General features: G+C 33.2%; 15 protein-coding genes, 1 pseudogene and 1 riboswitch. Of the genes and pseudogenes, 10 read left to right on the top strand and 6 right to left on the bottom strand.

Annotated elements, in window-relative coordinates; genetic code table 11:
* Nucleotides 1-196: 196 nt before the first annotated feature.
* Complete coding sequence (locus tag TY11_RS13875) at nucleotides 197-760, bottom strand: cysteine hydrolase family protein (RefSeq protein WP_042147308.1); 564 nt, start codon at nucleotides 758-760, stop codon at nucleotides 197-199.
* A gap of 119 nt (nucleotides 761-879) precedes the next feature.
* On the opposite strand from TY11_RS13875, the gene TY11_RS13870 reads away from it, so the two are divergent.
* The 5 genes from TY11_RS13870 (at nucleotide 880) to TY11_RS13850 (ending at nucleotide 5516) form a co-directional block, all read left to right on the top strand.
* Nucleotides 880-1326, top strand: a complete 447-nt coding sequence (locus tag TY11_RS13870; RefSeq protein ID WP_042147319.1) for an Lrp/AsnC family transcriptional regulator — start codon at nucleotides 880-882, stop codon at nucleotides 1324-1326.
* Between the two features lie 202 nt (nucleotides 1327-1528).
* On the top strand, nucleotides 1529-2530 hold the full coding sequence (locus TY11_RS13865; RefSeq protein WP_042147305.1) for a phosphotransferase enzyme family protein: 1002 nt from the start codon (nucleotides 1529-1531) through the stop codon (nucleotides 2528-2530).
* 124 nt (nucleotides 2531-2654) lie between these two features.
* Nucleotides 2655-3275 carry a class I SAM-dependent methyltransferase gene (locus TY11_RS13860; RefSeq protein ID WP_042147302.1) on the top strand — a complete coding sequence of 207 codons (621 nt, stop codon included), beginning with the start codon at nucleotides 2655-2657 and terminating at the stop codon, nucleotides 3273-3275.
* A gap of 267 nt (nucleotides 3276-3542) precedes the next feature.
* On the top strand, nucleotides 3543-4565 hold the full coding sequence (locus TY11_RS13855; protein ID WP_042147299.1) for a C45 family autoproteolytic acyltransferase/hydrolase: 1023 nt from the start codon (nucleotides 3543-3545) through the stop codon (nucleotides 4563-4565).
* A 219-nt stretch (nucleotides 4566-4784) separates the two neighbouring features.
* Nucleotides 4785-5516 (top strand): class I SAM-dependent methyltransferase, encoded by a 732-nt coding sequence (locus TY11_RS13850; RefSeq protein ID WP_042147296.1) that lies wholly within the window; start codon nucleotides 4785-4787, stop codon nucleotides 5514-5516.
* A gap of 305 nt (nucleotides 5517-5821) precedes the next feature.
* Here the strand turns inward: TY11_RS13850 and TY11_RS13845 are convergent, their stop codons facing one another.
* The 4 genes from TY11_RS13845 to TY11_RS13830 all read right to left on the bottom strand — a co-directional run bounded on the left by TY11_RS13845 (nucleotide 5822) and on the right by TY11_RS13830 (nucleotide 8180).
* Nucleotides 5822-6820 carry an NADP-dependent oxidoreductase gene (locus tag TY11_RS13845; RefSeq protein WP_042147294.1) on the bottom strand — a complete coding sequence of 333 codons (999 nt, stop codon included), beginning with the start codon at nucleotides 6818-6820 and terminating at the stop codon, nucleotides 5822-5824.
* A gap of 26 nt (nucleotides 6821-6846) precedes the next feature.
* Nucleotides 6847-7197, bottom strand: coding sequence for an ArsR/SmtB family transcription factor (locus TY11_RS13840; protein ID WP_042147291.1), 351 nt, complete (start codon nucleotides 7195-7197; stop codon nucleotides 6847-6849).
* Nucleotides 7198-7524: 327 nt separating this feature from the next.
* A complete protein-coding gene (locus TY11_RS13835) occupies nucleotides 7525-7839 on the bottom strand; it encodes a DMT family transporter (RefSeq protein ID WP_042147288.1) in 315 nt (104 codons plus the stop codon).
* Nucleotides 7839-8180 carry a DMT family transporter gene (locus tag TY11_RS13830; protein ID WP_042147285.1) on the bottom strand — a complete coding sequence of 114 codons (342 nt, stop codon included), beginning with the start codon at nucleotides 8178-8180 and terminating at the stop codon, nucleotides 7839-7841. The genes TY11_RS13835 and TY11_RS13830 overlap by 1 nt, the downstream gene beginning before the upstream one ends.
* A 69-nt stretch (nucleotides 8181-8249) precedes the next feature.
* Nucleotides 8250-8346, bottom strand: a riboswitch (guanidine-I (ykkC/yxkD leader).
* A 199-nt stretch (nucleotides 8347-8545) separates the two neighbouring features.
* Here TY11_RS13830 and TY11_RS13825 point away from each other — a divergent pair.
* The gene (locus TY11_RS13825) at nucleotides 8546-8905 is read left to right on the top strand and encodes a hypothetical protein (protein WP_042147282.1); all 360 of its coding nucleotides are present in this window, start codon (nucleotides 8546-8548) and stop codon (nucleotides 8903-8905) included.
* Between the two features lie 47 nt (nucleotides 8906-8952).
* Here TY11_RS13825 and TY11_RS13820 read toward each other — a convergent pair whose 3' ends face one another.
* The gene (locus TY11_RS13820; protein ID WP_042147279.1) at nucleotides 8953-9756 is read right to left on the bottom strand and encodes a CPBP family intramembrane glutamic endopeptidase; all 804 of its coding nucleotides are present in this window, start codon (nucleotides 9754-9756) and stop codon (nucleotides 8953-8955) included.
* Between the two features lie 226 nt (nucleotides 9757-9982).
* Between TY11_RS13820 and TY11_RS13815 the strand changes: the two genes are divergently transcribed.
* The 4 genes and pseudogenes from TY11_RS13815 to TY11_RS20170 all read left to right on the top strand — a co-directional run bounded on the left by TY11_RS13815 (nucleotide 9983) and on the right by TY11_RS20170 (nucleotide 11863).
* Nucleotides 9983-10540: a PepSY domain-containing protein gene (locus tag TY11_RS13815; RefSeq protein WP_042147276.1), complete on the top strand. Its 558-nt coding sequence runs from the start codon at nucleotides 9983-9985 to the stop codon at nucleotides 10538-10540.
* 338 nt (nucleotides 10541-10878) lie between these two features.
* A complete protein-coding gene (locus tag TY11_RS20875) occupies nucleotides 10879-11082 on the top strand; it encodes a hypothetical protein (RefSeq protein ID WP_231495825.1) in 204 nt (67 codons plus the stop codon).
* Nucleotides 11083-11145: 63 nt separating this feature from the next.
* Nucleotides 11146-11544: pseudogene (locus TY11_RS20870) on the top strand (HAD family hydrolase); the annotation flags it as partial.
* 154 nt (nucleotides 11545-11698) lie between these two features.
* The gene (locus TY11_RS20170) at nucleotides 11699-11863 is read left to right on the top strand and encodes a DUF2197 domain-containing protein (protein WP_081755927.1); all 165 of its coding nucleotides are present in this window, start codon (nucleotides 11699-11701) and stop codon (nucleotides 11861-11863) included.
* The last annotated feature ends 17 nt before the right edge of the window (nucleotides 11864-11880 follow it).

The raw sequence follows: 11880 nt of genomic DNA, 5'->3' as shown, positions 1-11880 counted from the left end.
AGATAAAATAAACCAATACATATCGAATATAAACTAGTAAGAAAATCTAAGAAAACGTGAGAAATCGGTAGATTTCACTTTCTATATTGAGGGAGTTTAGTTGAAGAAGGATATTATATTTTTAAATTTCAATATCAGTTAAAAAGGGAGGCTGTTTTCTAAACATACTCCCGTGTATATTTAATTAGTTGATCTTTTAGTTCGTACTAGCTTTTTGTTGCAGGAAATCCTCGGTCGAAATTACGTTAGCATACATACCATTAAGTGCGCTGACAAATGCATAGTGTACTTGTTCTGCTGGAACGACCTTATCCTGGTAAGCTAATTCTCTTGTCGCACAAGCATCTTCAACAAGTGTTGTTTCATAGCCAAGATCAACTGCAGCTCTAACTGTCGCGTCTATACACATATGTGTCATCATACCTACAACCACTACCTTGGTTACTCCAGTTTCTTTAAGTTTACTTTCTAATTCAGTCTTTAAGAAGCTGTTAGCGAAGTTCTTTTTGATAATGCATTCGTTTTCTAATGGAGAGACCGCATTGTGAATTTTAACTCCCTCAGTATCTGGAAGAAAGAAGCCTAAAGATGGATGACTTGCGATATGTTGGACATGGAAAATATTATCTTTGTTATTCTTTCTAAAGTACTCAAGAACTTTAGCAGCATTAGCTGCTGCCTTTTCTGGGTTGCTTAATTCCATCTTTCCATTTGGAAAATAGTCATTTTGAATATCTACAATAATTAAAGCTGTACTCATTTTTTTCACCTCAATTAGAATTTTTGTTACACTAGAATCATAAATAATATCCTGATTTTAATCGATACTTTGATGAAACACTTTAATACTAAAAAATTTCATGGTGAAAGGAATTTATGATGGAACTTGATAACATTGATTTTCAAATCCTTAGAATACTAACCGAAAATTCGCGTATTCAATGGAAGGACTTAGGGGAACAGATTCATATGACAGGACAAGCAGTTGGAAACCGAATCAAAAAACTTGAGGAAAGTGGTGTAATAAAAGCTTACTCTCTAATCGTAGATGAAATGAAATTAGGACTTACTTATACAGCGTTTGTCATTATTTATATGAAAACTGCAAACCATGAGTCGTTTAAAAGGTTTATCAAAGACAGTAATGAAATAGTTGAAGCTCACAGAGTATCAGGAGAAGGATGTTACCATTTAAAAATAAAAGTACTGACTCAAGATCAATTGAATCTTTTTCTTAATAACATCCTTGATTATGGGAACTATACTTTATATCTATCAATACAAGAGGTTAAAGAAGGTAATCCGTTGATTGCCACATTACAATAAACATTATTTCTTAAAAAATGTTTGTGTTAAACTATCGGGTGCGTTAATGAAATAAGAGATCATCTTATTGATGGTCTTTATTTTTGGGAAGAATACTCTGAATATTATGTTATCATCTGATTATAAGATATTATGCTAATGGGGCTGTAGAGTTTAAAAACATTAGATTACTTTTAGAGGAATAAGGAGAGATATATATTAAATGAATAATACTAATAATCCCGAAAAACTCATTAAAATTGCTTTGAACCAATATGGAATTACTAATTATTCTTCAAGTTTTATAAGACATAACGACAATCTCACATTAAAAATAGATAATAATGAAGACAACAATTCATATGTTTTGCGAATTCATTTCCCTATTACTACTGGACTACAAGGTGTACAGCATACCTTCGAAGGACTGAACGCAGAGATGGAATTGTTAAATAACTTAAACGAACAAACTTCTTTACAGTTACAGCAACCAATTAAAAATAAAAAAGGAAACCTTGTTTCTACAATTGTTGATGTGGATAATAATTTTATTCCATTGGCAACACTTCTCTCTTGGAAAGACGGCGTTGATTATACAGGTGAGGAACTAAATTCAGAAAAACTTGCATATGAAGTGGGAGTCGTATTAGCACAATTACATAATTTCTCCAATAACTGGGTTATCCCACAACCTTTTATTCGACCAAATTATGATATTGAAAAGTATAGGAATTTAACTGATAGATTACAGTATGGTGTTGAGATTAACTTATTTACGCCAAAACAGTATGATGTGATTTTAGACACTATGAAATATATAGAAATTATCTTTGATAGAACACCAAAGGTGAGTAATAGTTGGGGAATTATTCACGCTGATCTACAAGGAGGAAACATTATTGTAAGTAATGATACTGTTATCCCTATTGATTTTGGCTTCTCTGGCTATGGTTATTATTTATTCGATATTGGCATTACACTTACAACTTTCAATATTAAACATAGAAAAAGAGTGTTAGAAGGATATAAAACATTAAGGAATCTTAATGAAGAAGACGAATTACTAATAAGTGCGGGTTTTATATTAGCTATTTTTGGAGCTTTTGGCTTTATGGTTAATAATCAAGAATCTCATGAATGGATACAGCGGAGAATACCTTATGTGACACAATATTATTGTAGGACTTTCCTCGATAAAAAGTCTTTTCTGTTGGAAATAGAATAGTTAATGACTTTTTATTCAACTATAGGCGGCAAGAGTTTAAGAACGGCAGGTGCTTTGCTTGTTTTTTAGGTTATTCCAGTATCGAGGCATTTAGTAGAAAAGTATAATATAGGAGGGATAAAAAGTGAAACGCACATTTGAAAAAAATATAACAAATTCATATAACAAAAAAGCAATTGAAAGAAATCTAAATAATGTACAGGACTGGAAGATTAAAGAAAGAGAAACCTTTTTAAATTACATACATAATGAAAATCAAAGCAGTTTATTGGAAATTGGAGCAGGAACAGGGAAAGATAGTCTTTATTTTAAAGAACAAGGATTAAATACCTTCAGTACCGATGTTTCACCTGAAATGATTAAGCTGTGCAAGGAAAAGGGTTTAAATGCTGATGTGATGAACTTTTACAATCTTGATTTTCCTAACAATCACTTTGAGTCCATTTATGCTCTTAATTGTCTACTACACGTTCCCAAAGAGGACATTAAAGGTGTTTTAAATGAAATAAAAAGGGTATTAAAACCGTCTGGATTATTTTACTTAGGACTTTATGGTGGTGAAAATTCAGAGGGGGTTTGGGAAGAGGATCATTATACACCCAAACGATTTTTTTCCTTTTATGAAGATGAGACCCTAATAGAATTATTATCAGAGTTATTTTTTATAGAATACTTTGAAGTGGTACCAAAAGAAGTAGTTGGGGGAAAATTTCATTTTCAATCTGTTATTTTGAGGAACAAATAGAATAGTTTGTGAAGTTATGTACTTAAAGTAAAGGGTGCAATAGCGAAACAAGGTGATCCAAGTGGGGTTGCCTTTTTCTTATGAAAATAACGACTTTATTTTTAGAATATTATGTTAGTGTTATGGTAGAGTTATTAAGCTAGCGAGATATTATGTTAGTATTTAGGGAGAAGTTATTAAACTATCGGAGTAGGTTAGTTTAAGAAAGAAGACTAAAATACTGTAAAATTAATCATAGTAATAGTTATAATTTAAGGGGGAATTGTTATGTCCAATCTTGCTGTAGACGTACTTCAAATTAGAGGTAGTTCGTTTAATATTGGGTTTCAGATGGCAAAACTTATCCAAAATAAACCAATTCTAGAAACATTGGAATCAATAACAAAACCGGAAATTGATTATAATAATATGAAATCTATCTATTCAACTTTTGCACCTCATTTACTTGAAGAGATAGAGGGGTTGTCTCATGGTTTAGAGATTTCATTAGGCAAAGCAGCAGCTTTGTTTAGTGGCTATGAAGTACCAAAGACTGAAGCAATGGGTTGTTCCGCGATAGTTACAAAAGATTATTATGTTAGGAATTATGATTTTTCTCCTGCTCTGTATGATGGTGTTTTTAGTTTAGTTCAACCTGATAATGCTTTTGCCTCAGCTGGATATAATCTTCAAATATTGGGAAGACACGATGGTGTAAATCAAGAAGGGCTTGTAGCAGGATTGCATTTTGTAAGTAATAATGATTACACCAAAGGCGTATCTCCATGGACTTCTGTAAGGATGGTATTGGATAGCTGTTCCACTACTGATGATGCAATAAATATGCTTAAAGAGATACCACATTCAGCTTGTTATAACTTTTCAATCGGAGATAAAAAAGGGAATAATGCAGAAGTTGAAGTTACCCCTAGAAAAGTTATTGTAAGGCGAGGACAAGAATCCTTAACTTGTGTAAATCATTTTCAATTAGATATGCTAAAAGATAAAAATAGAACATCAATTGAAGGATCAGTCCAGCGTAATAATATTCTTCTTAATTTCATCAGTCAAAATCTAACACATAGTGAAATGTTCGACAACTTTAGGGTGACAAACTCACCGGTATTCTTTACAGACTACGGTAATCTCTTTGGAACTCTTCATACATTTTCATACGCTTATCAGGACTCAAGAATTCTAACTGCCATTGCTCGGAGTAATCAGGTCTTAGATATAAACTTTCAAGATTGGGTTAATGGGGAAAATGTAAAAGAGCACATTCTACAAGGGATAATAGAAGAAAATCTTTAAGTCTTTTACTAAACAAATGATGCATTAATTCAATAAGGATTAATGCGTATTTTTGTTAAAGCTATAATGCGAAAGGGTGCATTAGCATAAAAATGAGAGTACATATATCATATTGACTGTGGAGCAAAAGAAATGGTTAGAAGGAGATAGATAGCCTTCTAAATTAGATGTTGTACTAATTTTAGTAGGCAAACGAAATACTTAGGAGTTGTAAAAGTTATGAAGCAAAACAAGTATGATGACGTGAATTTTTTTAATGCGTATAAAAAAATGGAACGCTCAGTCAAAGGACTTGAAGGTGCGGGAGAATGGCACATATTAAAAGAACTTCTACCCGATCTCCAACATAAAAGTGTACTTGATTTGGGATGCGGTTTCGGTTGGCATTGTCGTTATGCTCGTGAAATGCAAGCAAGGTCTGTTATTGGAGTAGATATATCTGAAAAAATGCTTCAACAAGCCCGCGAAATGACTAATGATTCATTAATTTCATACATTAAGATGCCAATTGAAGACATAAATTTTTCTGACTCTCTATTTGATGTTGTCGTCAGTTCGTTGGCTTTTCACTATGTAGAGTCCTTTGAAACAATCTGTAAAAAAGTCTATGATTGTCTAAAGCCTGGGGGTTCTTTTGTGTTTTCAATTGAACATCCAATTTTCACTTCTAGGAATGAACAAGAATGGTATGTGGATGATAAAGGGAACCGGCTGCATTGGGCAGTTGACAATTACCAATTAGAAGGATTACGTGAAACAACATTCTTAACTGAAAACGTTATAAAATACCATCGTACATTTTCAACTTATATAAATGACTTAATTACTGCTGGTTTTAATATAACTAAAGTTGAAGAACCAATTCCCTCTGAGGAAATGCTAGAAAATATTCCTGAAATGAAAGACGAACTCCGTAGACCTATGTTCTTAATAATTTCAGCGGAAAAGTAATGTCTATCATACTTCTTCAACTAAACCGGCTAATAGAAGCCCGGTTTAAAGACAGTTTAAAGGCAATCCTCAGTATATAAGGATTGCCTTTAGTGTTTATTTTTAATTAAATTTTAAGCATTTTTGAATGATATTTCATATTATGCATGATCTGTGCTTCAGAGTTTATTTCCTTTATAGACGAAATAAAGTGCAAAAAGTGTATTTAACCAATAGGGTACATTATTTAAACAAGGTGATCCAAGTGAAATCGCCTTTCATATGGTTAATATTTATGTTTGGAATATTATGTTAGGTTGTGACAACTATCTGATTTTTAATATTATTTTCCCTTTCGCCCTACCAGACTCTGCATATTCCATCGCTTTTTGAGCATTCTCAAAAGGAACAACTCTATCAATTATAGGTTTGATTTTACCAGTCTCGATATAGTTTGCGATTATACGTAATTGCTCTCCACTTGGTTTCATAAACAAAAACGTATATGGAACCTTATGCTTTTTTTCAAGCGAAGTAAGTTTATGACTAGCTGCTGAAAACAACAACGTTTTGAAAAATCCAGAACCATATTCTTTGCCAAAACGTGCATTTGGTAATCCCGAAACGGAAACGATTTTTCCCCCGTCTTTTATCACTTCGAATGATTTTTCGAGTATCTCGCCCCCAAGTGTATCAAATACGGCATCATAGTTTTTCAGAACCTCTTCAAATTTTTCTGTCTTGTAATTTATTATTTCATCCGCACCAAGAGATTTTACTAAATTCGCACCTGCAACACTTGCAGTCGTTGCAACAGTGGCACCCATTAATTTGGCCAGTTGAATAGCAAAGGTACCGACACCACCTGCCCCTGCTTGAATTAGAATTTTTTGTCCCTTTTGTAATTGCAAAATGTCTGTTAGTGCTTGGTATGAGGTTAACCCAACCAGTGGGATCGACGCTGCTTCTTCAAAGCTCAAATTGTTAGGTTTTAAGGCGATGTCATCTTCATGAATAGCGATATATTCAGCAAAAGTACCGATTTTACTCTTACGTGGACGTGCATAAATTTCGTCACCAACTTTAAAACGAGTCACTTTTGCGCCAACTTTTGCAACGACACCAGAAAAGTCATTCCCTAAGATAAGAGGCATTTTATATTTTACTAACAATTTCACTTTTCCATCCCGTATCTTAAAATCAATAGGATTAATACTAGCTGCATGAATTTCTGCGAGCACCTCATATTCACCAATTTCAGGTGTGGGCATTTCTACCAAACGCATAGGTGCTTTCCCATACCTATCGATAACCATTGCTCTCATAACCTATCCCTCCAAAAAATGTGTCTTTACATTTCATCATTTAAATAAAAGTCCTGCATGAACTTATCAATATCCGACACAAGCGTTCTTAATAAACCTAATTCTGTACGTACATTAATATAATAAAAGTTTTTTGTCCCTTCTTTACGCATTAAAATAACACCGGCATCACGTAAAACCTTAAGATGATGGGACACAGCAGGTCGAGAAAGATGTGTTTGTTCTGTGATTTCACCCACACGTAGCCCTGTTTGACAATCAGTCCCCATAAGAACTAACAAAATTGATTGACGTGTTTCATCACCAATTGCCAATAGTACTTTTTGACATTTAATAAAATCCTCTTTGATCATATTTAGTTGGTCCTGTTTATTCATTTAGTGAAATACCTCCAGTAATCAGTTTAATGGTTTAAGTTGATAAACCATATTACCGAATTCAACAATATACGATTGTTATGTTAGATGCAATATTGAGAAAGCAAATCGAGACGAATACATTTTAGAGGGAATATCATCAGAAAATTTATCTTTTTTCTGATGATTAAAATTCTGATTTTACTTTTGGAATATTATGTTAGTATTATTCGGAAGGGATCCTTATTGAAATGGGTAGTTTTGATGACTGATGTTATAGTTTATTAAAAGAAGATAATTTGCTTATGTTAAACAAATTATCTTCTTCAAGTAAAATGGAAACTTCCCTTAAGAAACGAGTTTAAGACCTACAGCAGCACCTAATACCATTCCTATGAAAATAAGCCTTCTCCAATCCTTTGATTCTCCATAAAGTATCATACCTAAAATTGCTCCACCAGATGCACCAATTCCGGTCCAAATTGCATAAGCTGTGCCCATAGGAAGTGTTTCCATGGAATAAGCAAGAAATATAAAACTCGCTCCAAATGCTAAAATTACCAGAACGATGGATTGCCAATTACGGTCTTTGTGCAACTTATTGATCATCGTAACACCAATCATTTCACACAGACCTGCTAAGATTAAAGAAATCCATGCCATTAGATTTCATCTCCTTCCTGAACCTTTTCTTTTGTTACCAATTTAAGGCCAATGACTCCTGTCAATAAAACGAGAATGAAGAGTATTTTTTCCAATTTAAAAGGTTCTTCAAAGAACAAGATTTCTGATAGGACAGTTCCCGCTGTACCAAGCCCAACAAAAACGGCATACACAGTTCCTACGGGAAGTTTTCGTCCAGCCATAATCATTAAATAGAAGCTGACAATGATGGCAATAATCGTTCCAGCCCAAGTCCAGAAGTCACTCGCATGTTTTAAACCAATAACCCAAATTACCTCAAAGAAAGCTGCCACAAATACTTTTATCCAATCTGTATTCATCTAAATAACACCTCCGATTTTAATTTTCCCTAAAAGTCAAAAAAGCCCGAGAAAAAACTGTCATACAGTTTCTCCCAGGCTTTTATCCTTCCGTGACACAGCAATACTGTGAGTTTTCTCTCGGACCAGACCAACATTATGTTACGGAACCCTAGAAAACATTTAGTTATGCAATTAACTTATATTTTTGCACATATTTGATTTTAATTCAAGATTAAAACTGGAAAAGATACTTGCATTTCAGAATCTAAAGTTGGTAAAAAAAATGAATCAAAATTCAGAAAGTTATGATATCATTTAAATATAATGTTTTCCTATAACAAGTCAGATGGCTGAATAGGGTAATTAGAAAAGGGGGCTAGATTTTGAGAAGAATGCTAGTTATCTTGTGTTGTTTGCTTATTTTGGTCGGCTGTTCAAGTATTATAAAAGAAGAGCCTGTTCATGATTTGTTTTCGAATGATAAATACAAATACTCTCTTTTAATTGTTGATGAGACAGGAGAGTATGATATTACCGATGAATTGAGGGAGAAACATCATATTAGAAGTTTTAATACCGTACAATATCACACTTCACTTGAAGGTATGAATAATTCTTATAAGTTTCTAGAATTAGAAAAAGCTCCTGCCTTTGTGGTATTTGATATGAATGGCGTTGTGTTTAAAACCTATAGTGAAGATGAATTGATCACTTTCTTACAGAATAATAGACCAAATGAATAACCTTAAATAAATATGGTAGGTTAGCCGAAATGTAGCAGCTCTAATCATCATTTAACAGTTCTTTTGTAAAGAATATCCTTTGGATTTATAAAAATTAGTACTATCGCGACAACAAAATAAGAAAGCATAACATATTGTAATACGTCTAATAAATCGCCTTTAACCATGACAAGAGAAAAATTAAATAATTGGTGAATAGTAATAGGTATCACTAGATTCTTATTTAAGTTGTAGAAGAGGGTCACAATAATCGAAAACGATATAATTCCAATCATAAATAACAAAATATACTTGATTAAATCCACACCAGTATAACCTGAAGCAAACCATAGTGGAGTGTGCCAAAATCCCCATAGAACACCTACTAATATTGCTGACTTCAATGGAGAGTATTTCTTTTGAAGTTCATTCAATGCATATCCTCTCCAACCCAATTCTTCCCCCAAAGGTCCCCGTACCAAATTATCTAAAAATGCCAACATCAATATCCCAATGCTCGTAAATGATAATAATGCCAAATCCTGAGTATCAGTTCTAATTGATAACAGTAATACAGTCACAGCGATAATTATTACTTGTATTACCACTGCGGAGCTAAGAACAGAAAACCTAAGTCTTGGAGCAAATTGCTGTTTAATAAAATCTGTTAACCTTAAACCCGGATAGATTTTTTTAAACAAGATAATAAATGAAAAGGTTGAAGACCATGCAGCAATAATTTGTAAAATATAGGTTACGCTTTTTGGTGCTCCTAACAATAAACTCAAACCAATAACGATAAAAAACACAAAAAATATTACATAAGATAAAACAATAAAACTTCTTAATGGATTTTTAAGTAGTAGTTTCATCAAATAATCAGCCCCTTATCTATATTAATTAAATTATATAATGATTTGTTGTCCAATCATTCAGTCTAGGGACGGAAACTTTAGGGACAGAGGGTCAGTCCCCTCGTCCCAACTAACACATTAAAACATAAAATTAAAATTCTCATCAAATTCTAATCTTTCTCTCGTTGTTCTCTAATGAGTAGGGGATATAGTAAGGATAACGAATTTGAGGGAGGAAATAAAAGTGAACAAGAAATTCATTACATGTATTATAACAGTCGGTTTATTATTAGGTGGTACTACAATTGCAGCAGCTAGCTTGAATGATAATGTGAATACAACGAAGAAAGATCCTGGAAATGTAAAAACGGAGGTAGTAAAGGAGAAGGAGGGACTAATCTCTCCAGAAGAAGCAATAGAGATTGCCCAATCTGAACAAGATGGATATGTCGAAAGTGTTGAATTAGAGAGAGAACATGGCTATGTTTATTACGAAGTGGATTTCGAAAACCCTGATCATGATGTGTATATCGATGCATCTACTGGAGAAGTGTTACGAGTAGAATGGGATGACGATGATCGTGATGAGTATAACAATAAGCAAAACTTAGAGAGTATCATGTCAATAGAAGAGGCGAAGGAAATTGCTGTTGCAGAAGTTGGCGGAAAGGTTATTGAAGTGGATCTAGATGAAGATGATGGTCGATATGAGTATGAATTAGAACTAAGAACAGATCGCGGGGAAGCAGAAATTACGATTGATGCGGAGTCTGGGGAAATAATTGAAATGGAAATAGATTAATAAGTAATAAAGGTTTCGTCAGAGGATTTGGCGGGACCTTTTTATTGTAAACTTAATAGAAATAGAAGAGTAATTAGCTCCCTTAATCGCATCTAAGACAATAGTTATTGTCGCCGTGCACAAATAGGGGGGCTATTTGAGTTGTTATTTGGTATTACAATTTTGAGTTATATAAAAAAATCAAGGATTGAAATCATTATTTTATGTTAAAATTTTGTTGACGATTTTGAACATTAGGTTCTTCTGCTAACGGGGCAGTTTAATGAAAGTAGCTATCTAAATTTTCTTATGTAATGTATAAATGAATAGGATATTACTATTTTATAGGGGGAGTATTTATGGCTTTAAAATATAAATGTTTAATCTTAGACCACGATGATACAGCAGTAAAAAGCACACCAAATATACATTATCCATCATTTGTAGAGGCTCTTAAAGACTTGCGACCAAATGATAAACCTATTGCGTTTGAAGATTTTGTTAGATACTGTTTCAATCCAGGTTTTTCTCCTTTATGTAAAGACATCATTAAATTCACATAGGAGGAGCAAAAACATCAGCAAGTAGTTTGGAAAAAATATACCGAATCAACTGTACCAGACTTCTATGAACTGTTTGCAGAGACAATTCAAGAATTTAAAAAACAAGGTGGAATTGTGACGGTTGTTTCTCATTCTGAGAGAAACCGAATTGAAAGAGATTATTCTATTCATTGTGGATTTGTGCCAGACGAAATCTTTGGATGGGAACTTCCTGAACAGCAAAGGAAACCACATCCATATCCAATTAAGGAAATTTTAAAACGCTTTAATCTTCAAGAAACTGATGCACTAATGTTGGATGACCTAAAGCCTGGATTGGAGATGGCGAGAAGTTGTAATGTAGATTTTGCTGCTGCTGGCTGGTCACACTTTATTCCTGAAATTAAGCAGCAGATGAAATCAGAATCGAAATATTACTTTGAAACAGTAGAAGAATTCAATCGTTTTGTATTGAGTAAATAACAAAGTGCATTTATTAAAGTAACAGGTGCTTTACCAAAAGAAAAGGGTTTCAATTTGAAAGATGCTATTATAGCAGAAGCGGTTAAATTATTGGCAGTGGTTACAATCTTCGGTAAAGCAATTAAAAAGTAATGTATCACTTAGGGGGATAACAATGTTTTACTATGAGGTACTTTGTTATAGTTGTAAAAAAATATTCAAAGTATACGAAGGAAGCCCGAAATATAAACAAGCTAAGGAAAACAAGATCAAGGTATTTTGTTGCGATGATTGCAATCATAAGATACGCATTGAAGCAATTAATAACTTTTTTAGATAGGCGGAGACAATTAAGAA

Source organism: Paucisalibacillus algeriensis (assembly GCF_000577245.1).
Classification (GTDB): Bacteria; Bacillota; Bacilli; order Bacillales; family Amphibacillaceae; genus Ornithinibacillus.
The sequence above is the reverse complement of the archived record's forward strand: the minus strand, read 5'-3'. Positions and strand labels throughout refer to the sequence as shown.